Origin of the sequence: Nonomuraea muscovyensis, from assembly GCF_014207745.1 — a bacterium.
Lineage (GTDB): Bacteria > Actinomycetota > Actinomycetes > Streptosporangiales > Streptosporangiaceae > Nonomuraea > Nonomuraea muscovyensis.
The window spans coordinates 103,070-126,207 of the sequence record NZ_JACHJB010000005.1 but is presented as its reverse complement, the minus strand read 5'-3'; the positions used below and the strand labels follow the sequence as shown (position 1 = coordinate 126,207).

Below are 23,138 nucleotides of genomic sequence, written 5' to 3'. Positions count from 1 at the left end.
CCACGGCCGCGACACGACGGACGCAGACATGGCGAACCTGACCCAGAAGCTGGTCGACAGCCTGACGGCGCGTATCCAGGAGGGCGTGATCCGCCCCGGCGAGCGGTTGCCGACCGAGAGCAGCCTGGTGGAGACGTACGGCGTGAGCCGGACGGTCGTCCGCGAGGCGATCTCCCGGCTGCAGGCGGCGGGACTGATCGAGACCCACCACGGACGCGGCAGCTTCGTGCTGGCCCGGCCCAGCACGACGCGGTTCGACCTCGGCGCCCTCGCGCGGGACGGCGAGCCGACCGTCCGCGACGTGGTGGACCTGCTCGACTTCCGGACGGCGTTCGAGGTCGAGGCCGCCGCGCTCGCGGCCGGTCGGCGCACCGAGGCGCGACTGGCGGACCTGCGGGAGGCGCTGGACCGCTTCGCCGGCGGGGCCGGCCACCCGAGCACGGCGGTCAACGCCGACTTCCAGTTCCACCTGCGGATCGCGCTGGCCACCGGCAACCGCTACTTCGGCGACCTGATCTCGTCGTTCGGCCCCTCGATGATCATCGTGCCGCGCGACCGGCTGGCGGCCGGCGAGCCGGGCCACTTCGAGCAGATCGTCATCGAACACGAGAACGTCTACGCGGCCATCGCCCGCCAGGACGCCGAGGGTGCCCGCGCCGCGGTGCGGGTCCACCTGGCCAACAGCCGCGCCCGCCTGCTCGCGACCGGCCCGTAGCCGTCACGGCCCTCGACAGCCCCCGGGGACTTCGGAGTCCTCCCGATGTTGTTACGGTCGGTCACGGGAGGTGCGCCATGAGCGACGGGGGTGCGGCGCGGAGTGCGGGCGTCGAGCCCGGGGAGAGCCACGAGCGGGTGGGCGCGTTCGTCGACGCCGTCTTCGCGATCGCGATGACGCTGCTCGCCGTCGAGATCCCCCGGCCGCCCGCCGAACTCGTCGAGAGCGACGCTCCTCGCATGGTCCTGGCCGCCCGGCTGTGGGACTTCCTGGGCGGCGACTGGAGCACCTGGATGGCCTTCGTCATCGCGTTCCTCATCCTGTGGGGCGTCTGGCGCCACCACCACCGCACCCTCGACCTGGTCACCCGGGTCACGCGCCGGGTCATGCGGTGGCACGTCCCCCTGCTGCTGGTCGTGGTGCTGCTGCCGTACGCGACGGGGCTGATCGGCGAGACCGTGCGCAACCCGCTGGCCGTCTGCCTGTTCGCCGGCACGGTGGCGGCGCTGCTGCTCTCGCAGGCGGGGCTGCTGCGGGCGATCGTCGGCGACGGCGCGCTGCGGCCGGGGGCGAACGGGCGGGCGATGCGGGTGCAGGCCGGCACGCTCGCGGTGGTGGGGGTCTTCTGGCTGGCCACGGCGGGGCTGACGTGGCTGATGGACGGCGTGGTGTTCCTCTGGCTGCTCGGCCCGGTGGTGGGCGGCGTCGCGGCACGGGCGATCGGCCGGATCGTGCCGTCCTGAGCGCCCCTCCGCGAGTCAGTCGCGTTCGGTGAGGTTCTCGCCGCTCTCGGGGTCGAACAGGTGGATGGCCTCGCAGTCGAACCACAGCCGCAGCGGCTGCCCGCGGCGCGCCTGCGACTTCGGGTCGAGCTGGGCCACGAGCTGCGCGCCGCCTCCCGCCTCGTCCGTGGCGACGTCCTCCAGGTGCCGCGACCGGACGCCGCCGGTGTCGAGGGTGAAGTAGGCGAGCTTCTCCGGCCCCATCGACTCCAGCAAGTCCACCGTGCCGGTGAAACTGCCGCCGCCTTCGCGGTCGTGCACGAGGGACGCGTCCTCGAACGCCTCCGGCCTGATGCCCACTATCACCTCCTTGGGCACCTCCTTCGGGTCACGGCCCTCGAACGCGCGGCGCAGCCGTCCCCGCAGCGGGATGTCGCCGATGGCGGTGCGCAGGCAGTCGCCGGTCACCTCGGCGGGCAGGAGGTTCATCGCCGGCGAGCCGATGAACCCGGCCACGAACAGGTTGCGCGGGTGGTCGTACAGCTCCTGGGGCGGGCCGATCTGCTGGATGAGGCCGGCCCGCATGAGGACGATCCGGTCGCCGAGGGTCATCGCCTCGGTCTGGTCGTGGGTGACGTATACGGTGGTCGTGCCGAGGTTCTTCTGCAGCCGCGAGATGGAGGTGCGCATCTGCACGCGCAGCTTGGCGTCGAGGTTGGACAGCGGCTCGTCCATGAGGAACGCCTTGGGGCTGCGCACGATCGCCCGGCCCATCGCGACCCGCTGCCGCTGCCCGCCGGACAGCGCCCCAGGCTTGCGGTCCAGGTACGGGGTGAGGTCCAGCAGGCCCGCTGCGTGCTCGACCTTCTCGTCGATGACCTTCTTGTCGAGCTTGGCCAGCTTGAGGGGGAAGGCGATGTTCTCGCGGACGGTCATGTGCGGGTAGAGCGCGTACGACTGGAAGACCATCGCGATGTCGCGGTCGCGCGGCGCCTTGTCGTTCATCCGCACGCCGTCGATGCGCAGCTCCCCACCGCTGATGTCCTCCAGGCCCGCGATCATGTTGAGGGTGGTGGACTTGCCGCAGCCCGACGGGCCGACCAGGATGACGAACTCGCCGTCGGCGATGCTCACGTGGAAGTCCTCCACGGCGACCGTGCCGTCGGCGAACTTCTTCGAGACGTGGTCGAGCTCGATCTCAGCCATGGTGTCGCGTCATCCCTTCACCGCTCCCGAGGTCAGGCCGGCCACGATCCGGCGCTGGAAGAACAGCACGAAGATCACGATGGGGATCGTGATGACGACGGCCGCCGCCGAGATCGACCCCGTGGGGTCCTCGAACTGCGTGCTGCCGGTGAAGAACGAGATCGTCGCCGGGGCCGTGCGGGCCGCGTTGGACGAGGTCAGCGAGATGGCGAACAGGAAGTCGTTCCAGCAGAAGATGAACGCCAGGATCGCCGTGGTCACCATGCCGGGAGCCGCCAGCGGCACGATGACCTGCCAGAACGCCTGGAACGGGGTGGCCCCGTCCATCTTGGCGGCCTTCTCCAGCTCCCAGGGGATCTCGCGGAAGAACGCCGACAGCGTGTAGATGGTCAGCGGCAGCGCGAACGTGATGTAGGGCAGGATCAGGCCGGGCCAGGTGTCGAACAGGCCGAGGCTCCGCTCGATCTGGAACAGCGGGCTGACCAGCGAGATCTGCGGGAACATCGCGATCAGCAGCGAGACGCCGATGAGCAGCCGCTTGCCCGGGAAGGTGAGCCGGGCGATGGCGTAGGCCGCCATGGTGCCGAAGACGATGGCGACGAACGTCGAGATCAGCCCGATCCCGATCGAGTTGGCCAGGCCGCGGACGAAGTCGGGGTTGTCGAAGATGCCGGCGTAGTTGGCGAGCGTCCACGTGCGCGGGATGAACGAGCCGTCGGTGAACGTGCTGGGGTCCTTGAACGACAGCGACGCGATCCACACCACCGGGATCATCGCGTACAGGACGACCAGGACGTCCACGACGATCCAGCCGGTGGCGCGCTTGCGGTCGAGGCGTTCCATCAGCGCCCGCTCCCCGGCGCGGCGGTGCCGAACCCGACGATGAACAGCGTCGCGATGACGGCCACGCTGATGAGGATGAGGACGGACATGGTGGAGCCGATGCCGAGGTTCAGCCCGCCGATGAGGTTGTGGTAGGCGGTGATGGACACCGAGCTGGTGTTCTGCGAGCCGTTGGTCAGCACGTAGATGTTGTCGAAGATGCGGAACGCGTCGAGCGTGCGGAACAGCAGCGCGACGAGGATCGCCGGTTTCATCAGCGGCAGCATCACCCGGGTGAACCGCTGCCAGCGCGAGGCCCCGTCCATGGACGCGGCGCGCATCAGCTCCTCCGGCACGACCGCCATGCCGGCCATCAGCAGCAGCGCCATGAACGGGGTGGTCTTCCACACCTCCGCCAGGATGATGATCGCGATCGCGGAGACGCGCTCGGTGAGCGGCGCCGATCCCTCGGGCAGCATGCCGGCCAGCCAGCCGGTGCCCGGCGTCCAGGCGTACCTCCAGCCGTAGGCCGCGGCGACCGTGACGATGCCGTACGGGATGAGCACCACGGTGCGCACCAGCCCGCGCCCGACGAGCGCCCGGTACATGACGAAGGCGAGGGCCATGCCGAGCACCAGCTCGATGGCGACGCTGATCACGGTGATGACGAGGGTCACCCACAGGGCGCTCCACCAGAACTCGTTGGTCAGCACGGCGGCGTAGTTGGACAGCCCGATCCACGCCCGGTCCGCCGGGAAGCGCAGGTCGTAGCGCTGCAGGGACAGCAGCACCGAGTAGATGATCGGCCAGCCGGTGACGAGGAGCATGATGAACGCCGCGGGGGCGCACAGCCACAGGCCGAGCCGGCGCTCGGAACGCTGCCCCTCGGTGCGCGCCCGGCGGCCGTTCACGGCAGCACCCCCTGGCTGCGCAGCGCCTCGTCGATCTGCTCGCGCAGCTCGCCGAGCGTGGCCTGCGGATCGATCGCCGCGGGCGGCGACAGCGCGGCGGAGATCATGGTGGAGACGTTCTGGTACGTGGGCGTCTCGGGGCGGGGCGCGGCCGTCTTCAGCGCGTCGAGGATGGCCTGCCGCATCGGGTACGGCTCGGCCATGGCCGGGTCGTCGTAGACGGACTCGATCGTCGGCGGCAGCCCGTCCTTGACGGCGGCGGTGAGCTGGCTCGCGGGGTCGCGCAGGCACAGGGCCGCCTGGTACGACTCCTGCGGGTGCGGGGAGTAGGCACTGACGGCGAAGTTGCCGCCGCCGAGCGGCGAGGCGCCCGGCCCCTGGATGCCCGGGTAGGGCGCCCACTTGAAGACGGGCAGCATGTCGGGCTTGTTGGCGGCCATCGAGGCGTACACGAACGGCCAGTTCACCTCGAACGCGGCCCGGCCGCCCTCCATGGCCAGCCGGGCGGCGTCCTCCTGGGTGTTGGGCAGCGACGGGTCGGCCGCCTTGGACCGGGCGTAGTCGCGCAGCACCTGCAACGCCTTGAGCGCGGGCGGCCCGAGCTCCACCCTGGTGCCCTCGGGGTTGAGTATCCGGCCGCCGGCGGAGGCCACCAGGCTGTTGAACCAGACGACGAGCCCCTCGTACTGCGCGCCGGTCACCTCGCCGTAGTGCGGCTTGCCCTGCGCGGCCAGCTCGGCGGCGGCCCGCGTCATCTCGTCCCAGGTCCTGGGCGGCTCCTGGACGAGGTCGGAGCGGTACCACAGGAGCTGGACGTTGGTGTTGTACGGCGCCGCGTACAGCCGGCCCTTCCAGGTGGCCGTCTCCAGCGGCTTGGCCAGGGTGCCCTCGCGGGCCTGCCGGGCGTGCTCGCCGGTCCATTCGCGGATCCACCGCGCCTCGGCCAGCTCGGCGGTCCACGTCACGTCCAGCCCGAGCACGTCGAGGCCGGGGTCGGCGGCGGCGAGCCGGCGCACGAGCTGCTCGCGCTGGCCGTCGGCGTCGCGCGGGAGCGTGTTGAGCACGATCCGGTAGCGGCCGGCCGCCAGGTCGTTGCACCGGTCGACGATGGCGGCGAGGTTCTCCTGGGGGGCGTTGTAGAGGTTGATCAGCTTCTCTCCCGCACCCCCGGTCCCGCAGGCGGCGACGGGCACGAGCGTCGCCGCGGCCAGCAGCACGGCCGCGGCTCGGGTCCCCCTCGCACTCCCCACCTCGCGGATCTACCCGGTGACCTGGTGATATGACCAAGTGTGGTCCATCAATGGGCCAAACGTCCGCCTCGGAGCGGCTCGCGGTCCCGAACCTCCGCCTCGGCAGGCGCGTCCAACCCGGGCAGCTCGGCCGGATCGTCAGGGGCATCGGCGTTCCCTGACGTGGCCGGCGGGAGAAAACGGGACGACCGGAGGGCCGGTGGATCTCTACGCTCGACGCCATGGACGCATCCGGAGACCTGCTGAACGTGGTGGATGTCGAGGCCACCTGCTGGGAGGGGATGCCGCCGCCCGGCGCGGTGAGCGAGATCATCGAGATCGGGCTGACGGTCGTGGACCTGCGCGCGGGGGAGCGGTCGGCCCGCCACCGCATCCTCGTCCGGCCCGAGCGGTCGGCGGTGAGCGCGTTCTGCACCGAGCTGACGGGGCTGACGCAGGCCGAGGTGGACGCCGGGGTGAGCTTCGCACAGGCGTGCCGGACACTGGCGGCCGAGCATCGGGCCGGGGTCCGGCCGTGGGCGAGCTGGGGTGACTACGACCGTCACCAGTTCACCCGGCAGTGCCGGGCCGCCGGCGTCCCCTACCCCTTCGGCGGGCGGCACGTCAACGCCAAGGCCGCCTTCACCGAGGCGCTCGGGCTGCCCAGGCGTCCCGGCATGGCGCAGGCGTTGCGCGTCGCCGGGCTGCCCCTGGAGGGACGCCACCACCGCGGCGAGGACGACGCCTGGAACATCGCGGCGCTGGTGCTCTTCCTCGCCCGCCGCGACGCCTGGCCACCGGCGCCCTCGCCTGCCTGAACCGGCCGCGCTCGCGTGTTCGTCGTGCTGGACGGCTCGCTGGCGAGCCTGGCCGCGCTGCGCCGGGCCGTGGACGAGGCCCGGCTGCGGGAGGCCCACCTCCTCGCGGTCCGCGTCCTGTCCGGCTCCGGGAGCCTGCGCGACCTCGACGGCGACGACGAGGCCCTGCGGCGGGCCCGCGACGCCGTGTGGACGGCGTCCGAGGAGGCGCTGGGCCGGCTGCCCGGCGCTCGCCGTGCCGCTGCCGGGCCACCTGCGCGCCCTGTCGCGCACCCGGCTGCGCCGCCGCGACGTGGACCGCCTCCTGCCGGACTGACGGCGCCGCGACCACTCCCCCGCATGAGTGCCTAGCTGATGTGGAACGTCATGCCGGCGTAGTCGAAGGTGATGGCGTGTGGCTTGAAGAACTCGTGCGTGAAGTTGCCGATCGTCTCGAACCCGAAGAGCCGCAGCCACGGCCAGCCGCCGGCGAACCCGGGGACGTCCCGGCCGGCGACCCGTCCGAGGCTGATCCGGGCGGGCCGGATGGGATAGAAGGTGATGCCGCCGTTGGACCGCGGGTTGTCGTAGTCGATCTTCACGTCGGCGCGTCGCGCGGTCTCCTCGGTCATCATGATGCCCATGTTCATGCCGCCCGTGTCGAGCGAGGCCACCCGCGGCCCGTAGTCGTTGACCGTGCCCAGCGTGCACGGGATGTGGTCACCCGCCAGCCACAGCGGCAGGCGCTCCGCCCCGGCGCGTCCCAGATCGGCCCGCAGCGCACGCCGCTGGGCGGCCGTCTTCCTGCGCAGCACGAGCGCGCGGCCCGCGTAGTCCATCGTGGCCAGGAAGTGGTAGAGCAGGGTGGTCCCGATGACACCCGACGGCTGGGAGCCGTCCGGGAGGTTCGGCATCCGCAGGTCGTACCAGACGACGGGGACGTTGCGCAGCACGATGTCACCCAGCCGGAACGACTCCATGACGCCGTGGAAAGTCGTGAGCGTCTGCCCGGCGGGCTGGGTGGTGCTGGTCGCCAGCGCCCGCAGGCCGGCCCGCTCCGCCGTCCGGGTCGAGAGGGCGAGTGTGGCGCCGGTGTCGATGAGGAAGTTCTGCGGCTGTGACCCGTTCACGCCGGCCTGCACGCACGGCAGCGGGTCGAGGCAGACGAACGGGAGGCGGGTGGCGTGCGCGCCGCGCAGCTCGTAGGGGGCGCCGGTCACGCCGGCGTACTGGGTGGCGAAGGCCGCGTCGGTCGGATCACCCGTGCCACGCAGCAGCGGCACCGCGGGGGCGAGCCGGTCCTGCCGCACATGGCACTCCGCGAGCTGCCGCTTGGCGAACGCGTCACCGGGTGCCAGGCGGACCGCCCGGGTGAGGAACGACTCAGCGGCCCCGAACCTGTTGGACAGCAGCGCGATCCGCCCGCGCTGGGCCAGCGCGTGCGCATCGCGCGGGTCCTCGCGCAGCAGGCGGGCGTAGGCGCGATCCGCCTCGGCGAACCTTCCGGCGGTGAACAACGCGTCCGGATCCGCGCCGGGCGCCACACCGGACGATGCGCCGGGCGGCCCGGCGAACACCGCGGAGGACGCCTCGGCGGGGTCCGCGCCGAGATGCGCCGCCGTCGCCGCGGCGCCGGCGGCCAGGCCGGCCCACCGCAGGAAGGCACGCCGGCCGAGCGGGGAGGGGATCGGGGTGGTGTCCGTCATGCGCCGTGCTCCTCAGCCGTTCCTTCATCGAGCGGTCGCCCGGGACGGGCGAGCCGGACGGCATTCAACCCGTCGTCGTGTTTCCTGCTGGTTTCCGCTTCAGCGCATCGGATCACTCGGCCTCACCTCCGGAGCAGGCGCGAGGGGACAGCCTCGCGGAGGTACGGGCCGGCGCACCGCAGGGGATATCTCATGGCGCCTCGGGCAGGATCGCCGTGAGAAGGCACCGGCCGGGTACGGAGGTCCGCCGGCTTCCGCGCCGGCGGACGGTCGCCGGTCCGGGCCCGGAGCGGGACGGTGGTGGCATCCGGCCGCCGCCACGATCAGGGGCACAGGGCGGGGCAGTGAGGCGGAGCAGGAAGGGCCGGCAGGTTCACGGACGCGCCGAGGGCGTCCGTGTGCCGATCGTCACCACGCTCTTCATCCCCCTCGCCCTGCAGAACTTCCTGATGGCCTACAACACGAGCGCCATGAACGTGGCGCTCTCGTCGATCGTCGAGGATCTGCACACCACGCTCACCGGCGTCCAGTCGGTCATCTCGCTGTTCGCCCTGGTCATAGCCGCCTTTTTGATCACCGGCAGCAAGCTCGGCGCGCGCCACGGGTACCGGTGGGCCTTCGTCCTCGGCGCACGGATCTTCCTGCTCGGCACGCTCGTCACCGCCTTCGGCCCGAACCTGGCGTTCATGCTGGCCGGCTGGTCCCTGCTCCAGGGGGTGGGCGTGGCGCTGATGCTCCCGGCGATGCTGGCCCTGCTCACCGATGCCCTCACCGGGTCGTCCCGGACGAAGGCGCTGACCACGTTGGGGACCATCGGGGGAATCGGCGCGGCGGCCGGCCCTCTTCTGGGTGGGCTGATCACCCACTACCTGAGCTGGCGTGTGTCGTTCCTCATGGGCGCCGCAGTCACGGCGGCCGTGTTGCTGCTCATGCGGAGGACGGCCGAACCCGGGCCGCGTCATGCGCCTCTCGAGCAACCCTTCGATGTCCCCGGGGCGCTGCTGTCGGCCGCCGGATTCGGGCTCCTGGTCGTCGCGACGCTGCTGTCCGGGCGGTACGGCCTGCTCAGGGCTCGGGCCGACGTCGAGATGTTCGGTCACACGCTGCTCCATCGTGGTGGCCTGTCCCCCGTGCCGCTGCTCGCGGGTGCCGGGCTCGCCGTGCTCGTCACGTTCGCGGCATGGGAGCGTCACCTGATCAGGAGCGGCAAGGACCCGCTGGTGCGCCTGTCCGTGCTGCGCAACCCCACGGTCCGCAACGGCGCGCTGACCCAGGCGATGCAGTACCTGGTGCCCACCGGGGCCCTCTTCCTCGTGCCGGTCTTCGTGCAGACGACCCTCGGGTTCGACGCGCTGAGGAGCGGTCTCATGCTGCTCCCGACGACGCTGGGGCTGATGCTGGCCGCGTGGGCGGCCGGGAGGCTCATCGCCGGTCGGCGGATGACGCATCGCACCGCCCAGATATGGTCGTTCCTGTTCATGACGGCCGGGTGCGTGCTGATCGTCGCCACCTTCGACCCGTACCAGCGGGGCGTCTTCGCGACCGGCCTGGCCTTCGCCCCCGGGCTTCTCCTCGTCGGGCTGGGCGAAGGGATGGCCACGACGGTGACCGACCTCATCCAGTCGGCGCCGCCGCCGGAAGAGGTGGGCGACGTGACGGGCCTGTCACGCAGCGGCGCCTACCTGGGCAGCTCTCTCGGAGTCGCGCTGGCCGGCGCTTTCATGACCACGTCGCTGCTGTACTTGTTCGAGGCCGGGACGGACGGCAGCACCGTCCTTCCCCCCGAGCAGAAGCAACTCGTCAAGGAGACGCTGGAGAATCATGTCCAGATCACCGCGGCGAGCGACGACGCGGTGCGGGCGAGGCTCCACTCCCAAGGTCTCCCAGGCGCCTCGGCCGACGAACTCGTCAGGATAAACGCCCGGGCCAGGGAGCACGCGCTGGCCGTCGCGGTCACGAGCATGGCCGTGCTGTCGGCCGGCGGGCTCCTGGCGGCACGACGGCTTCCCCAGGCGCGCGCCAGCCGCCACGGCTGAAGGGAGTGGCGTGCTCCTCGTGGGCGACGGGGGGCCAGCCGCTCTCCCCCGCGAGCCGTGGCGGGCGCGTCACCCGGGGGCGCCGGCGCCGCGGAGGTAGGCGACGACCATCTCGCCCACCATGGCGCGCAGCCGGTCACGGTCGCCGGGAGCGGCGATGTCGCGCCCGAACAGCACGCCGAACGTGTGCTGGTTGGCCACCCGGAAGACGCAGAAGGCGCTGATCATCATGTGCACGTCGACGGCGTCGGCCTCGGTGACGAAGTCACCGCTCGCCCGGCCCGCCGCGAGGATGCGGGAGATGATGTCGATGACCGGCGTGCCGAGGTTGGCCAGCGCGGGCGACTTGCGGATGTGCTCGGCGCGGTGGATGTTCTCGATGGCGACGAGTTGGATGAAGTCGCGGTGGGCGTCGTGGTGGTCGAAGGTCAGCTCGGCGAGCGTGCGGATCGCCTCGACCGGCTCCAGGTGCTCGACGTCGACTGCCCGCTCGGCGGCGCGCACCTCGGCGTAGGCCCGCTCCAGCACGGCGATGTAGAGCTGCTCCTTGCTGCCGAAGTAGTAGTAGATCATCCGCTTGGTGGTGCGTGTCAGCGCGGCGATCTCGTCGACCCGGGCGCCGGCGTATCCCTGGGTGGCGAAGTGGCGCGTCGCGACGTCGAGGATCTCCGCCTTGGTCCGGTCCGCGTCGCGTTGCCGCTCTCCGGCGGCCCGGGGTGCCGGCTGCATGCACCGCATCTTAGGGGTAGGGCCCGTCGTGCTGCGCGGCGAGGCGGACGTGGCTGCCTGCCGTCCCGTAGCCGCGGTAGCCGCCGATCCGCTGCACCACCTCGAAGAACACCCGGCCGTACGTGGCCGTGTAGAGGTGCAGGAACTCGCCGTGCTCGTCCCGGTCGTACAGCAGCCCCAGCTCGCGCAGCAGCCGGTGCCGCTCGGGCCCGAGGTCGAAGCGGGCCTCCAGGTCGTCGTGGTAGTTGGCCGGGATGGGCAGGGTCAGGCCGCGCAGCCGGCGGGCGGTGGCGACGATGTCGGTGCTCGCCAGGGCGACGTGCTGCCAGGGCGCGCCGCCGCCGCCGACGCTGGCGATGTTCAGCACCATCCGTACGGCGTCGCCCGGCCCCGCCATGGCACGGCTGCGGACCAGGCCGTACGGGTCGGCGAACTCGACGCGCGCGGCCGGGCGCAGGCCGAGGACGCTGCGGTAGAACAGGGCGGCCTCGTCGAACTGGTGACGCGGCTGAGCGAGCGCCACGTGGTCGAGGCAGGTGATCTCGCCGCCGGGCGCCTCCCGCGGCCGGGAGAAGTCGGCGCGCCAGGCGGGGTCGTCCGTACGGCAGAAGAACAGCTCGGTGCCGTCGGGCGCGGCGACGGCGTGCAGGTCGGCCTCGCCGGGCGCGCGGTGGCGGGGCAGCACGGGTGCCAGCAGGTGTTCCGCGTGCCGCACCGCGCCACCGGGGTCGGGCGTCTCCAGGCCGATCGCCGCCAGGGAGGTGCCCTCGCGCGCGGTCGCGTTGAGCAGGATCCGGGCCCGGCCCTGCTCCCACAGCTCGACGGGCTTGGTGGCGTGCCCGCCCGTACGGGCGAAGCCCAGGGCGGTGAGCAGCTCGCCGAGCCGTTCCGGCGCGGGCACGGCCAACTCGGCGAAGGCGAACCCGGTGGGCGCCGTCGCGGGGGCGGTGGCCCGCTCCTCCAGGGCGATCAGCGACCGCATGGCGTCGACGGCCGTGCGGGCCGCGGCGGCCTGCCGGACGATGTCGTTGAACACCTCCAGCGACAGCGGCCCGCGGTATCCGGCGCGGAGCGCGTGCCCGACCACTCCGGCCACGTCGAAGTCGCCCTGGCCGGGGAAGCAGCGGTGGTGGCGGCTCCACTGCAGCACGTCCATGGCCAGCCGCGGCGCGTCGGCGAGCTGCAGGAAGAAGATCTTCTCGCCGGGGATCGCCTCGATGCCGCCGGGATCCGTGCCGCGCGAGAGGATGTGGAAGCTGTCCAGACAGGTGCCGAGGTTCGGGTGGTCGGCCATGCGGACGATCCGCCAGGCGTGCAGGTAGTCGTCGACGTGCCGCCCCCAGGCCAGCGCCTCGTAGGCGATCCTGATGCCGTGGGCGGCGGCCCGTTCCGCCAGCAGCCGCAACTGGGCGGCGGCCAGCTCGTCGTCGTCCACGGCGTCCCGCGAGACGTTGGAGCACACCAGCAGCGTGCGCGCACCCAACCGTTCCATCACGGCGAACTTGTGCTCGGCCCGGCGCAGGCCGGCCGCGAGCGCGTCGGGGCCGACCGCCTCGAAGTCGCGGAACGGCTGGTAGAGGTCGATGCCGAGCCCGAGGTCGGCGGCCCGGTCGCGCACCTCCTCCGGCGACAGCGGGGAGGAGACGAGGTCGTTCTCGAAGATCTCGACGCCGTCGAAGCCCGCGGCGGCGATGGCGTCGAGCTTCTCGGCCAGGGTGCCGCTGACCGAGACGGTGGCGATGGACCTGCGCACGGGGGCTCTCCTCGGGAGATGACGAGTCAGGACGTGACGAGCGTGGTCAGGTGGGCGAGCATGCGTTCGGTGTCGGGTTCGGCGCCGGTGAACAGCCGGAAGGCGTGCGCGGCCTGGAAGACGACCATGCCGCCGCCGTCCAGGGTGCGGCAGCCGAGCGCCCGCGCGGTGCGCAGCAGTTCGGTGTCCAGGGGGCGGTAGACGATGTCGGCCACCCACAGGCCGGGGTGGAGCAGGCCGGCGGGCAGGGGCAGGCCCGGGTGCCGCGCCATGCCGGTGGGCGTGGCGTGCACGAGCCCGTCCGCCGCACGCAGCAGCTCCGCCAGCTCCCGCCCGTCCGCCGGCTCCCCCCGCTCGCCCGGCTCCCCGGCCCCGCCCCGCTGCGGGCCCCGCGTGACGGGCGGGCCGCTCGGGTCCGGCTGCTGGCCGTGCGGGTCCGGCTGCGGTGGCAGGGGTGGCGGCAGGGGTACGGTGCTCGCGCGGCCCGGCCCGAACCTGGCCACCAGCGCGTCCGCCAGCCCTCGCGCCCGGCTGGGGTCGAGGTCGGCGACGGTCAGGTGGTCGGCGCCGAGCGTGAGCAGCGCGTGGGCGGTGGCGGCTCCCGCGCCGCCGGCGCCGAGCTGGACGACCCGGCGGGTGGCCGCGTCCGGGAGACCGCGGGCGAACGACTCGGCGAAGCCGATCCAGTCGGTGTTGTGGCCGATCGCCCGCTCCCCCTCGAAGGTGACGGTGTTGACCGCGCCGAGGGTGGCGGCGTCGACGGACAGCTCGTCGAGGTGGGCGATGACGGTCTGCTTGCAGGGGTGGGTGATGTTGAGCCCGTCGAAGCCGAGCCGCCGCGCCGCCCGCACCAGCTCGCCCGCGCTCTCCGGCCCGAGCCCCAGTCCGGCCAGGTCGACGAGCCGGTAGAGGTAGCGCAGGCCGTGGTGGTGCGCCTCCCGCTCGTGCAGGGCCGGGCTCAGGGACGTGCCGATGCCGGCGCCTATCAGCCCGACGAGGTACGAAGGGGTCATGTCGTGGTGGCCTCACGTTCGCCGCAATGAACAAACTAGTGAGTTAGTTATAGCCCGCCCCGTCGCGGCGAGGAAGACCCTTGACAGACGGAGACCCTCACAGCACCATGGCCGCACCCGTGCGAATTAACTATCCAGTTCGTAACTAAGCGGGCTCCGCCACCCCCCGCCCGGCCGCCGCCGGAGACCCACCTAAGGAGCGACCGTGACCGACGTCCCCGAGGGCAAGCCACGCAAAGCGGCGCTGGCCGCCTGGATCGGCAGCGCGCTCGAGTACTACGACTTCTTCATCTACGGCAGCGCCGCCGCCCTGATCTTCTCCAAGGTCTTCTTCGACGCCTCGGACCCGGCCACGGCGACCCTGCAGTCCCTGGCCACGTTCGGCGTCGCCTACGCGGCGCGCCCCATCGGCGCGTTCGCCCTCGGGCACGTCGGCGACCGGTTCGGCCGCCGCAAGATCATGGTGTTCACGCTCGTCCTCATGGGCGTGTCGACCTTCCTCATCGGCTGCCTGCCGACCCGCGAGCAGATCGGCGGTCTGGCGCCCGTCCTGCTCGTGCTGCTGCGCGTCATGCAGGGCCTCTCGGCGGCCGGCGAGCAGGCCAGCGCCAACTCCATGACCCTCGAACACGCCCCCGCCGACCGCCGCGGCTACTACACGAGCTTCACCCTCAACGGCACCCAGTTCGGCCAGATCCTGGCCACGTTCGTGTTCATCCCCGTCGCGGCGCTGCCCGAGGAGCAGTTGCTGAGCTGGGGATGGCGGGTGCCGTTCTGGCTGAGCGTGGCCGTCGCCGTCGCCGGCTGGGTCATCCGCCGCAAGCTGGAGGAGACGCCCGCCTTCGAGCGCGAGGTGGCCGAGGGCACCGTGCCCCGCATGCCGCTGGCCCTGCTGTTCCGCGACCACTGGGGCAGCGTGCTGCGCGTCGTGTGCGCGGCGCTCATCGCCACGGTCAGCACCATCTTCACCGTGTGGGCGCTGAACTACGCCACCGGCGAGTCCGTCGGGCTGGACAAGGCGACCATGCTGTGGGTGAGCATCGCCGCCAACGTCACGGCCCTGGTCGCCATCCCGCTGTGGGCGCGCCTGTCGGACCGGATCGGCCGCAAGCCGGTCTTCCTCGTCGGGGCCGTCGGCAGTCCCATCATGATCTTCGCCTACCTGGCGGCCATCAACTCCGGGAGCTACCCGCTGATCTTCCTGGTGGGCGTGCTGACGTTCGGCGTCGTCTACTCGGCCGCCAACGGGACCTGGCCGGCGCTGTACGGCGAGATGTTCACCACGAAGGTCCGGCTCTCGGGGATGGCGATCGGCACGCAGATCGGCTTCGCCATCGCCGGGTTCGCCGTCGCCTCGGCCGCCGGGATCGTCTCGCCGGAGGGCTGGCTCGGCCTGCGCGGCTGGGTCGGGGTGGGCGTCTTCACGGCGATCCTCTGCGCCATCAGCGCCATCGCGGTGGCGACCGCCCGCGAGACGCACCGCGTCCCGACCGAGCACCTCGGCCGGCCCGCCGGACAGCTCGCGTCCCGCCCCTGAGCACCGTACGCGACCGGCCCCGAACCCCGGCACCCGGGCCCGCGAACGCACGCGACCGAAGTCGACCCCCCGCCACCGGGCCCGCGAACGCACGCGAGCGGCCCCGAAGGGCGGCACGGCCGGTCGCCGGGGCGGCGCGGCCCGGCGGCGTCAGGAGGCGGGGCGGCCGTGGGCGGCGTGGGCGACCAGCCACTCGACCAGGGGACGCAGGCGCCGCCAGTCGTCGCGGACGGCGGTCAGCGCCTGCTTGCCCGTGGCCCTGCTCTTGGGGATGCGCCGCTCGGCGCCCAGCGACGAGAAGCGCAGCAGGTCGAGGCGCGGATGGTCGGCCGGGTAGCCGCGCGGCCGGGTCTTGACCCGCTCCCCGACCAGGTCGAAGCCGTCCTTGGTGAGGCGTTCGGTGATGGTGGCCAGCTCGGCGCCCGCCTCGTCGTCGGCCACGGCCGCCCGGTAGCGGGCCGTGTCGTCGCCGCCGAAGGCGTGGAAACCCGCCCCCACGTACAGCCCCGCCGCCTCGAGCTGCAGGTAGTAGCCGACGGAGCCCTCGACGGCGACGCTCGCCGTCTGCTCGGCCTTGTACGGCGACTTGTCCTTGCTGAACCGGGTGTCCCGCTGCGGCCGGAAGAGCTTGGCCGGGCCGAACTCGTCCTCCAGCTCGGCCAGCAGAGCCTGGAGCGGCTCGCGCACGCAGGTGTCGTAGGTCTCCTTGCGCGCGTGCCAGAACTCCTTCGTGTTGTCGCCCTCCAGCTCCTTGTAGAAGTCGTAGGCCTTGCGCGGGATGCCGTCGAAGCTCACGTCGCCTCCTTCACAGGACTCTCACGAACCGGTCGACCACCTCGGCCGCCTGGCCGGCGTTGAGGCGGGGATCGCAGGCGGTGCGGTAGCGCGGCAGCGCGGGCGGCCCCGCGTGCGGGCGCGGCGCGGTGACGCACTCGGTGACGTCCTGGGGCGTCATCTCCAGATGCAGCCCGGCCGGATGCCGCCGCTGCGCCTGGAGCACCCGCACGAACGCCACCACCTCCTCCAGGATCGCCTCCATGGGCCGGGTCTTCGGCCCCGAACCGATGCGGACGGTGTTGCCGTGCATCGGGTCGCACAGCCACACGACCGGTCTACCCCGCCTGGTCACCTCTCCCACGATCTCGGGCAGCACCGTGCGGACCTTCGCGCTGCCGAGGCGCACCACGAACACCAGCCGGCCGGGCCTGGCGTCGGGGTTGAGCAGGCGGCTCAGCCGGACCGCCTGCGCCGGTGTGACGGACGGCCCCAGCTTGACGCCGACGGTGTTGGCGACGCCCGCGGCGAAGGCGACGTGCGGCCCGCCGGGGTCGCGGGTGCGCTCGCCGACCCACACCGAGTGGGCGGAGGAGGCGTAGGCGGTCGCGCCGTCCCGGCGGACGAGGGGCTGCTCGTAGTCGAGCAGCAGCGCCTCGTGGGAGACGTACGCCCGCTCCAGCGGGCCGCGCCCGCGCCAGGAGCCGCGGACCTCGCGCAGCACCCGCTCCGCGCACGCGTAGGCGCGCAGCAGCCGGGACGGGTCGGGGTGGCGGGCCCGCGGGTCGTCGGCGGGGCTGTTGACGGCGTCGCCGCGGTAGGCCGGGACCGGGGTGCCGTCCGCGCCGCGCTCGTATGGCGAGGAGCGCGGCTTGCCGTACTGACCGGCCAGCCGGCCGACGGGCACGGCGGGCAGGCCGGTGGCGGTGCACATCCCGGCGGCGAGGTCGTAGAGCTGCCGCAGCTTGGCCTCGACCTGGTCCGGGCCGGACTCGCGGAAGCGTTCGGCGCAGTCGCCGCCCTGCAGCAGCAGCGCCCGCCCGCGCTCCACCTCGGCGACCGCGTCGGTGAGCCGGGCGCACTCGGCGCGTGTGACCAGCGGCCTCAGCCCGGCGAGCGTCCCGGTGACCTCCTCCAGCAGGGCCGGGTCGCCCCAGTCGGGCTGCTGGGGAGCGGTGCGCGGGCGCGTGTGCTCCCCCTCGGCGGTCGTGGCGGGGCTCACGCGGGCTCGCCGCCGTCGTGACGCGCGCCGGGTCGCGCGAGCCCGGCGCGCAGCCGGGCCTTGTCGATCTTCCCCACGGGGGTGAGAGGCAGGCTCGGGACGACCTCGACGCGGTCCGGCACCTTGTAGGCGGCCACGCCGCGCTCGCGCATGAACTCCGCGATCGCCCGCTGCGAGGGCGCCCGCGCGGCGGGGTCCGCGGTGTGGGCGGGATCGGCCGGGTCTCCGAGGTCGGCTGCGCCGGCCGGGCCGGTGACCGGGACGATGCAGGCGCAGGTGCGCTCGCCCAGGTACGGGTCGGGGACGGCGACCACGGCGGCGGCCCGCACCAGCGGGTGGGCGAGGAGGTGCTCCTCCACCTCGTCGGCGGGCACCTTGTCACCGCCGCGGTTGATGACGTCCTTGACCCGGCCGCAGATGACGAGGTGGCCGGTCGGGGTGATCCGGGCCAGGTCGCCGCTGCGGAAGAACCCGTCCGGGGTGAAGGCGGCGGCGTTGTGCTCCTCGGCGCGGTAGTAGCCGCGGATGGTGTACGGGCCGCGGACGAGCAGTTCGCCGGTCTGCCCGGCGGGCACGTCGCGCCCCTCCTCGTCCACGACGCGAACCTCGTCGGCCGTCGACAGGGGCCTGCCCTGGGTGGTGGCCAGCAGGTCGGGTGGGTCGTCGGGCGGGCTCTGGCTGAGCAGCCCCTCCGCCATGCCGAACGACTGCTGGACGCGGCCGAGCCGCTCCCCCACCGCGCGGGCCAGATCGGGGCCGACGGCGGCGCCGCCGACCTGGACCAGGCGCAGGCTCGACAGGTCGTGTCCGCTCCAGGCGGCGGCCTCGGTCCAGAGCCGGGCGAGCGACGGCACCAGGCCGGTCAGGGTGACGCGTTCGCTCTCGATCAGCGGGAACGCGTCGTCGGGGCTGGGCGTCGCAGGCAGCACGACGGTGCCGCCCGCGTACAGGGTGCCCAGCACGCCGGGGCAGCCGAGGGCGTAGTTGTGCGCGATGGGCAGCGCGGCCAGGTAGACGGCGCCGGGGTCCAGCCGGGCGTTGGCGGCGCTCAGCCGGAGGTTGCACAGGTAGTCGTCGTGGGTGCGCGGGATGAGCTTGGACCGGCCGGTGGTGCCGCCCGACAACAGGAACAGCGCCACGTCCTCCGGCCGGGGACCCGGCACGTCGTCACGGGCCGGGGCGTACAGGCCGGACAGCGCGGTGAACGCCTCGGGCTCGCCGCACACGATGACCTGCCGCAGTCCGGGCACGGCGCCTCGGACCCGCCGGGCCAGCTTCCGGTGGTCGAACCCCTGGTGCCGGTCGGGGACCACGTACGCCACCGCCCCGGTGTGGGCCGCCAGGTGGGTGATCTCGTCGTGGCGGTGCGGCGGCAGCGCGAGCACGGGGGCGGCGCCGGTGCGGAACAGCGCGAAGCACAGCTCGATCAGCTCGGGGCTGTTCGGGAGCTGGACGAGCACGCGGTCGCCGGGCCGGACGCCCGACGCGCGCAGCCCGGCCGCCAGCCGGTCGGCCCGCTCGTCAAGCTCGCGATAGCTGCACCGCACCAGCCGGGGCCCACCGTGCTCACCGCTTCCGTGCTCACCGCTTCCGTGCTCAAGGCGGGTGGTGGCCACCACGGCGGTGCGGTCGCCGTGCTCGCGCGCGGACCGGCGGAGCATGTCACCGAGTGTCTCGCCACACCACAGCCCCTCGTCGCGGTAGCGCCGGGCGTCCTCGGGGGGCCACGGCACGCATCCGGGCATCATCGCGTCGTCCTCCTCGTCACAGCGGGGTGTCCGGTCATGGGGTGGGCGGTCAGGGACTTGGAGGTCAGGGAGTGGGCGGTCGCAGGGTGGGCGGTCATGGGGCGAGCCTGGTGTGCCGCCAGGCGCCGCCCTCGTGGCGGTAGCGCAGGCGGTCCTGGATCTCGTCGCTCCGCCGCTGCCAGAACTCGACCTCCAGCGGCGTGACCCGGTAGCCGCCCCAGTGCACCGGTCGCGGGATCTCCTGGCCGGCGAACCGCTCGCGGGCCTGGCCGAAGCGTTCCCGGACAACCTCCCTGTCGCCGATCTCCGCGCTCTGCTCGCTCGCCCAGGCCAGCACCTGCAGGGATCGCGGCAGCCGCGCGAAGTGGGCGTCGGACTCCACGTCGGTCAGCCGGCCGGCCGAGCCGTCGACGCGGACCTGCCGGCCGAGATCGAGCCAGCCGAAGCAGAGCGAGGCCGCCCGGTTGACGGCCAGGTCGGTGGCCTTGCGGCTGGCGTGGTGGGTGAAGAACACGAAGCCGTGGTCGACGTGGGCCACGTCCACCCAGCGGGCCGAGGGGCGCCCGTGGTGGTCGGCCGTCGCCAGCACGGCCGAGACCGGGGCGCCGGGGCAGGCGGCCCGCCACTCCTCCAGCCAGCGCGCGAACTGCCCGAGAGGGTCGGGATCGGGTGCCTCGATGCCCGTGCGCCGGTACGCGGCGGCGAGCCGGGTGACGTCTGCGGTAGCGGTCATCGCCATATCCGTCCTTATCCAGATTCATCTCCCGATTACCATCACTGGTGCCATTTAAACACTAATGCCTATAATTATCGTGATGCAATGTCGGACAATGATCGGAGAGCGGTGATGAATGGACGAGCCAGCCAGGCGGCGGGAATTCTCCTCGACCGACACAGGGAGATCGTCGAGCCCACGACATTCCGGCTGCTGGGCCGGGAATGGGACCTGCTGCCCGGGGTGTACGCCCCGCAACTGACCCAGTCGGCCGCCCTGTACGCCGAGTGGCTGCCGTACCCCGTGCACGGGTCGTTCTGCGAGGTCGGGAGCGGCTGCGGCTACCTCGCCGTCACGGCGGCGCTGCGGGGCTGCGCCTCCGTGACGGCCCTCGACGTGAGCGCCGCCGCCGCCGACAACACCCGCATGAACGCCGTACGGCACGGCGTCGAGGACCGCGTACGGGTCGCGCACGGCGACATGTTCGCCCCGCTGAGCGGCGACGACAGGTTCGACCTGATCTTCTGGAACTCCAACTTCGTGGAGGCACCGGCGGGCGAGCGGGAGGGCGCCGAGTTGGAGCGGGCCTTCTTCGACCCCGGCTACGGCGCGCACGAGGCGTACCTGCGGGACGCTCCCCGGCACCTGCAGCCGGGCGGCAGGCTGCTGCTCGGCTTCACGGACCTGGGCAGCGAGGAGCACCTGGACGAGCTGGCCGTCCGCCACGGCTGGACCGCCGGCACGGTGCGGGCGGCGCGGTGCGGCACGGCCGACGGGCACATCGAATACCGGCTCGTCGAATTCCGGCGAGCCGGATAAAAGGCGGTCACGCATTCTTCCGAGCCCCGGGAAAAGCTCGGAAGAATGCGTTTCACCGCCGCCGGTAAAGGCGCACCGCGAGCGGCACGAATATCACCGTCGCCGCCACCGCCCAGGCGAGGGTGAAAAACACCGGAACGGCCACGGGACCCCCTTGGGAGAGCCCCACCAGCGCGTCTCCGGCGAGGGAGAGCGGATTGGCCCGGACGACCGGTTGCAGCCAGCCGGGGAACTGCTCGGCCGGCACGAACCCCGACGACAGGAACAGCAGCAGCGTGACCGGCGTGTTGAGCGCCCCGCTGACGGCCTGCTCGCTGGAGGCGGACATGGCGGCGACCACCGCTATCCACAGGAACATCCAGGCGAACAGCAGCACGACGCCGAAGAAGCCTGCCACCGCCAGCGGCCCCTGGGTGAAGCGGAACCCGGCCAGGTGCGCGACGGCGGTGGTGACCACGGCGACCAGCAGCACCCGGACCAGGTCGCCGGCGACCCGGCCCGTCAGCACCGACAGCCGGCCGATGTCCATCGCCCTGAACCGGTCGACGATCCCGCCGCGCAGGTCGGTGAAGAAGCCGACCCCGGTGCCGACCGCGCCGTAGGCGGCGCTGAACAACACGATCACGGGAGCGAGCCGGTCGATGTAGGCGCCGCGGGTGACCTCGCCGACGAGTTCGCCGAAGACGAGCAGCATGACGAACAGCAGGATCAGCGGGAACATGACCGAGTCGGCGATGAGCTGCGGGCTGCGCAGGAAGCGCCGCAGGTTGCGACCGGCCAGCAGGGACGTCTCGGCGAGCGTGTTCACGCGGCTCTCCCTCATGCGGCTCCCCTGCACGCCGCTCCCCTGCACGCGGTTCCCCTTCACGTGGCCCTCCTGAACGCGCGGACGGCGGCCAGTGAGAAGAGCGCCAGCAGCCCCGCCATCCACAGCACGGCCCGCGCCACGGGCTCCGCGGTGGGCCCGCCGTCGGCCAGGGCGCGCAGCGCGTCGAGGACCGCCGTCACCGGCTGCGCCCGGACGAACGGCTCGATCCAGGCGGGAAAGGCGTCGGCCGGCACGAACGCGGACGAGACCATCAGCAGCGGCAGGTACACGGTGTGCAGGGTGGAGGAGACCGCCTCGGGGTCGCGCGAGGCCAGGCCGACCGCGCTGGTGCCCGCCGACAGCGTCAGCGCGAAGCCCACGGACAGCGCCACGAAGGCGAGCGCCGCGAGCGGCCCCGCCTGGAAGCGGAAGCCCGCCACGTGACCGACGGCGAGGATCACCACGATGGCCAGCAGCGCGCGCAGGCTGTCGGCGGCCATCCTGCCGACCACCACGGCGCCGCGGTTGATGGCCATCGCCCGGTAGCGGGCGAGCATGCCGGTGCGCCGGTCGGTGGCGAAGAAGAACGCGGCGGAGATGGCCACCGAGAACATCCACTGCACGACGATCGCCGGCGGCAGGAACTGGGCGTAGTCGACCCCCCGCGCCGCCAGCAGGTTGCCGAAGATCGCCAGGAAACCGAAAACGAAGATCACCGGGAAGACGACCATGGTGCTGACGGTGTCGGCCACCGAGGTGAGCCGCACGTTGCGGCCGGCCAGCAGCAGGCCCTGCTCCAGCAGGTTGCGCAGGCCCTTCTCGGTGACGGGCGGCCGGACCGTCGCGGCGGTCGCGGCGGCCGGGCTGGTCGGGGGCGTCACAGCCGCGTCCCCTCCTGCTCCTCGCGCTCCTCGTGCTCGCCGGTGAGGGCGAAGAACACGTCGTCGAGCGTGGGCCGGCGCAGCCCCACGTCGTCGGGCTCGACCCCGGCCTCGGTGAGGACGCGCACCACCTCGGTGAGCGTGCCGGCGTCGGCCCCGGCCACGGTGATCAGGTCGCCGGACTCGGTGACGCCGTCCAGCCGCTCGCGCAGCGCGCGCACCGCCCGTTCGCGCTGCTCGGGAGCGTCGACGTGGACGGCGCAGACGGCGCCGCCGACCTGGTCCTTCAGCTCGCGCGGGGTGCCCTCGGCGATGACGCGGCCCTGGTCGAGGACGACGATCCGGTCGGCGAGCCGGTCGGCCTCCTCCAGGTACTGGGTGGTCAGCAGCAACGTCGCCCCCTCGTCGCACAGCCCGGAGACGACGCGCCACATCTCCCTGCGCCCGACCGGGTCGAGCCCGGTGGTCGGCTCGTCGAGGAAGATGACGGGCCGCCGCACCACCAGGCTGGCGGCCAGGTCGAGGCGCCGGCGCATGCCGCCGGAGTAGGACGTGACCGGCTGGTCGGCCGCGTCGCCGAGGCCGAACCCGGCGAGCAGTTCCTCGGCGCGCGCGGCGGCCTCCTTACGGCCCAGCTTGAGCAGCCTGCCGAACAGGACGAGGTTCTGCCGCCCGGTCAGCACGTCGTCGACGGCGGCGAACTGGCCGGTCAGCGCGATGGAGGCGCGCACGCCCGCCGGGTCGTCGGTGACGTCGCACCCGGCGACGACGGCCCGCCCGCCGTCGAGGGGCAGCAGCGTGCTCAGGCAGTTGACCATCGTGGTCTTGCCCGCGCCGTTGCCGCCGAGCAGGCCGAGGACGGTGCCCGGCGCGACGCTGAACGACACCTCGTCCACGGCCGTCTTCTCGCCGAAGGTCTTGCGGAGGCGTTCGACCTCCACGCTGCCTCCGTGCATGATCGGAACCTCCTGGGGTGAGCGGTCGGTTGCGCCGGA

Annotated in this window: 22 protein-coding genes; 7 read left to right on the top strand and 15 right to left on the bottom strand. The window is 72.8% G+C overall.

Annotation, left to right across the window (positions count from 1 at the left end):
- The first annotated feature begins 28 nt into the window (after nt 1–28).
- Nucleotides 29–715, top strand: a complete 687-nt coding sequence (locus FHU36_RS42710; protein WP_185089866.1) for a FadR/GntR family transcriptional regulator — start codon at nt 29–31, stop codon at nt 713–715.
- 77 nt (nt 716–792) lie between these two features.
- The gene (locus tag FHU36_RS42705) at nt 793–1,458 is read left to right on the top strand and encodes a TMEM175 family protein (protein WP_185089865.1); all 666 of its coding nucleotides are present in this window, start codon (nt 793–795) and stop codon (nt 1,456–1,458) included.
- Between the two features lie 15 nt (nt 1,459–1,473).
- Here FHU36_RS42705 and FHU36_RS42700 read toward each other — a convergent pair whose 3' ends face one another.
- The 4 genes from FHU36_RS42700 to FHU36_RS42685 are packed head-to-tail and all read right to left on the bottom strand — an operon-like array spanning nt 1,474 to nt 5,626.
- The gene (locus tag FHU36_RS42700) at nt 1,474–2,643 is read right to left on the bottom strand and encodes an ABC transporter ATP-binding protein (protein ID WP_185089864.1); all 1,170 of its coding nucleotides are present in this window, start codon (nt 2,641–2,643) and stop codon (nt 1,474–1,476) included.
- A 9-nt stretch (nt 2,644–2,652) separates the two neighbouring features.
- Nucleotides 2,653–3,486, bottom strand: a complete 834-nt coding sequence (locus tag FHU36_RS42695; protein ID WP_185089863.1) for a carbohydrate ABC transporter permease — start codon at nt 3,484–3,486, stop codon at nt 2,653–2,655.
- Nucleotides 3,486–4,376, bottom strand: coding sequence for a carbohydrate ABC transporter permease (locus FHU36_RS42690; protein WP_312892233.1), 891 nt, complete (start codon nt 4,374–4,376; stop codon nt 3,486–3,488). Before FHU36_RS42690 ends, FHU36_RS42695 begins: the two co-directional genes overlap by 1 nt.
- Nucleotides 4,373–5,626: an ABC transporter substrate-binding protein gene (locus tag FHU36_RS42685; protein WP_185089862.1), complete on the bottom strand. Its 1,254-nt coding sequence runs from the start codon at nt 5,624–5,626 to the stop codon at nt 4,373–4,375. The genes FHU36_RS42690 and FHU36_RS42685 overlap by 4 nt, the downstream gene beginning before the upstream one ends.
- Nucleotides 5,627–5,847: 221 nt before the next feature.
- Between FHU36_RS42685 and FHU36_RS42680 the strand changes: the two genes are divergently transcribed.
- Both FHU36_RS42680 and FHU36_RS42675 read left to right on the top strand, forming a co-directional pair.
- Nucleotides 5,848–6,423 carry a 3'-5' exonuclease gene (locus tag FHU36_RS42680; protein WP_185089861.1) on the top strand — a complete coding sequence of 192 codons (576 nt, stop codon included), beginning with the start codon at nt 5,848–5,850 and terminating at the stop codon, nt 6,421–6,423.
- A gap of 15 nt (nt 6,424–6,438) precedes the next feature.
- On the top strand, nt 6,439–6,774 hold the full coding sequence (locus tag FHU36_RS42675) for a universal stress protein (RefSeq protein ID WP_185089860.1): 336 nt from the start codon (nt 6,439–6,441) through the stop codon (nt 6,772–6,774).
- On the opposite strand, the gene FHU36_RS42670 is transcribed toward FHU36_RS42675, so the two are convergent.
- On the bottom strand, nt 6,771–8,108 hold the full coding sequence (locus FHU36_RS42670) for a retropepsin-like aspartic protease (RefSeq protein WP_185089859.1): 1,338 nt from the start codon (nt 8,106–8,108) through the stop codon (nt 6,771–6,773). The genes FHU36_RS42675 and FHU36_RS42670 overlap by 4 nt on opposite strands.
- 398 nt (nt 8,109–8,506) lie before the next feature.
- On the opposite strand from FHU36_RS42670, the gene FHU36_RS42665 reads away from it, so the two are divergent.
- Nucleotides 8,507–10,144 (top strand): MFS transporter, encoded by a 1,638-nt coding sequence (locus FHU36_RS42665; protein ID WP_185089858.1) that lies wholly within the window; start codon nt 8,507–8,509, stop codon nt 10,142–10,144.
- A 69-nt stretch (nt 10,145–10,213) separates the two neighbouring features.
- Here FHU36_RS42665 and FHU36_RS42660 read toward each other — a convergent pair whose 3' ends face one another.
- The 3 genes from FHU36_RS42660 to FHU36_RS45350 are packed head-to-tail and all read right to left on the bottom strand — an operon-like array spanning nt 10,214 to nt 13,639.
- Nucleotides 10,214–10,873, bottom strand: coding sequence for a TetR/AcrR family transcriptional regulator (locus FHU36_RS42660; RefSeq protein WP_185089857.1), 660 nt, complete (start codon nt 10,871–10,873; stop codon nt 10,214–10,216).
- 10 nt (nt 10,874–10,883) lie between these two features.
- Complete coding sequence (locus tag FHU36_RS42655; RefSeq protein WP_185089856.1) at nt 10,884–12,626, bottom strand: bifunctional sugar phosphate isomerase/epimerase/4-hydroxyphenylpyruvate dioxygenase family protein; 1,743 nt, start codon at nt 12,624–12,626, stop codon at nt 10,884–10,886.
- A gap of 26 nt (nt 12,627–12,652) precedes the next feature.
- On the bottom strand, nt 12,653–13,639 hold the full coding sequence (locus tag FHU36_RS45350; RefSeq protein WP_185089855.1) for a shikimate dehydrogenase: 987 nt from the start codon (nt 13,637–13,639) through the stop codon (nt 12,653–12,655).
- 205 nt (nt 13,640–13,844) lie between these two features.
- Between FHU36_RS45350 and FHU36_RS42645 the strand changes: the two genes are divergently transcribed.
- Nucleotides 13,845–15,176: an MFS transporter gene (locus FHU36_RS42645; protein ID WP_185089854.1), complete on the top strand. Its 1,332-nt coding sequence runs from the start codon at nt 13,845–13,847 to the stop codon at nt 15,174–15,176.
- 150 nt (nt 15,177–15,326) lie between these two features.
- Here the strand turns inward: FHU36_RS42645 and FHU36_RS42640 are convergent, their stop codons facing one another.
- The 4 genes from FHU36_RS42640 to pdxH form a co-directional block, all read right to left on the bottom strand.
- Nucleotides 15,327–15,971 carry a DUF2461 domain-containing protein gene (locus FHU36_RS42640; protein WP_185089853.1) on the bottom strand — a complete coding sequence of 215 codons (645 nt, stop codon included), beginning with the start codon at nt 15,969–15,971 and terminating at the stop codon, nt 15,327–15,329.
- Between the two features lie 10 nt (nt 15,972–15,981).
- The gene (locus FHU36_RS46705; RefSeq protein ID WP_185089852.1) at nt 15,982–17,172 is read right to left on the bottom strand and encodes a 3-deoxy-7-phosphoheptulonate synthase; all 1,191 of its coding nucleotides are present in this window, start codon (nt 17,170–17,172) and stop codon (nt 15,982–15,984) included.
- On the bottom strand, nt 17,169–18,920 hold the full coding sequence (locus FHU36_RS42630) for a (2,3-dihydroxybenzoyl)adenylate synthase (RefSeq protein ID WP_185089851.1): 1,752 nt from the start codon (nt 18,918–18,920) through the stop codon (nt 17,169–17,171). Before FHU36_RS42630 ends, FHU36_RS46705 begins: the two co-directional genes overlap by 4 nt.
- A 94-nt stretch (nt 18,921–19,014) precedes the next feature.
- Nucleotides 19,015–19,653, bottom strand: a complete 639-nt coding sequence (pdxH, locus tag FHU36_RS42625; protein ID WP_185089850.1) for a pyridoxamine 5'-phosphate oxidase — start codon at nt 19,651–19,653, stop codon at nt 19,015–19,017.
- A 114-nt stretch (nt 19,654–19,767) separates the two neighbouring features.
- Here pdxH and FHU36_RS42620 point away from each other — a divergent pair, with 114 nt between their 5' ends.
- Nucleotides 19,768–20,454 (top strand): methyltransferase, encoded by a 687-nt coding sequence (locus FHU36_RS42620; RefSeq protein ID WP_185089849.1) that lies wholly within the window; start codon nt 19,768–19,770, stop codon nt 20,452–20,454.
- A gap of 52 nt (nt 20,455–20,506) precedes the next feature.
- Here the strand turns inward: FHU36_RS42620 and FHU36_RS42615 are convergent, their stop codons facing one another.
- The 3 genes from FHU36_RS42615 to FHU36_RS42605 are packed head-to-tail and all read right to left on the bottom strand — an operon-like array spanning nt 20,507 to nt 23,099.
- Nucleotides 20,507–21,262 (bottom strand): ABC transporter permease, encoded by a 756-nt coding sequence (locus FHU36_RS42615; protein ID WP_185089848.1) that lies wholly within the window; start codon nt 21,260–21,262, stop codon nt 20,507–20,509.
- A 56-nt stretch (nt 21,263–21,318) separates the two neighbouring features.
- Nucleotides 21,319–22,143, bottom strand: a complete 825-nt coding sequence (locus FHU36_RS42610) for an ABC transporter permease (RefSeq protein ID WP_185089847.1) — start codon at nt 22,141–22,143, stop codon at nt 21,319–21,321.
- A complete protein-coding gene (locus tag FHU36_RS42605; protein ID WP_185089846.1) occupies nt 22,140–23,099 on the bottom strand; it encodes an ATP-binding cassette domain-containing protein in 960 nt (319 codons plus the stop codon). Before FHU36_RS42605 ends, FHU36_RS42610 begins: the two co-directional genes overlap by 4 nt.
- Nucleotides 23,100–23,138 lie beyond the last annotated feature (39 nt).

Excerpts from the sequence above, each read along its gene's own strand:
- FHU36_RS42710 (WP_185089866.1), top strand. The coding sequence starts at position 29 with ATGGCGAACCTGACCCAGAAGCTGGTCGACAGCCTGACGGCGCGTATC.
- FHU36_RS42705 (WP_185089865.1), top strand. The coding sequence starts at position 793 with ATGAGCGACGGGGGTGCGGCGCGGAGTGCGGGCGTCGAGCCCGGGGAG.
- FHU36_RS42700 (WP_185089864.1), bottom strand. The coding sequence starts at position 2,643 with ATGGCTGAGATCGAGCTCGACCACGTCTCGAAGAAGTTCGCCGACGGC.
- FHU36_RS42695 (WP_185089863.1), bottom strand. The coding sequence starts at position 3,486 with ATGGAACGCCTCGACCGCAAGCGCGCCACCGGCTGGATCGTCGTGGAC.
- FHU36_RS42680 (WP_185089861.1), top strand. The coding sequence starts at position 5,848 with ATGGACGCATCCGGAGACCTGCTGAACGTGGTGGATGTCGAGGCCACC.
- FHU36_RS42670 (WP_185089859.1), bottom strand. The coding sequence starts at position 8,108 with ATGACGGACACCACCCCGATCCCCTCCCCGCTCGGCCGGCGTGCCTTC.
- FHU36_RS42660 (WP_185089857.1), bottom strand. The coding sequence starts at position 10,873 with ATGCAGCCGGCACCCCGGGCCGCCGGAGAGCGGCAACGCGACGCGGAC.
- FHU36_RS45350 (WP_185089855.1), bottom strand. The coding sequence starts at position 13,639 with ATGACCCCTTCGTACCTCGTCGGGCTGATAGGCGCCGGCATCGGCACG.
- FHU36_RS42630 (WP_185089851.1), bottom strand. The coding sequence starts at position 18,920 with ATGATGCCCGGATGCGTGCCGTGGCCCCCCGAGGACGCCCGGCGCTAC.
- pdxH (WP_185089850.1), bottom strand. The coding sequence starts at position 19,653 with ATGACCGCTACCGCAGACGTCACCCGGCTCGCCGCCGCGTACCGGCGC.
- FHU36_RS42620 (WP_185089849.1), top strand. The coding sequence starts at position 19,768 with ATGAATGGACGAGCCAGCCAGGCGGCGGGAATTCTCCTCGACCGACAC.
- FHU36_RS42605 (WP_185089846.1), bottom strand. The coding sequence starts at position 23,099 with ATGCACGGAGGCAGCGTGGAGGTCGAACGCCTCCGCAAGACCTTCGGC.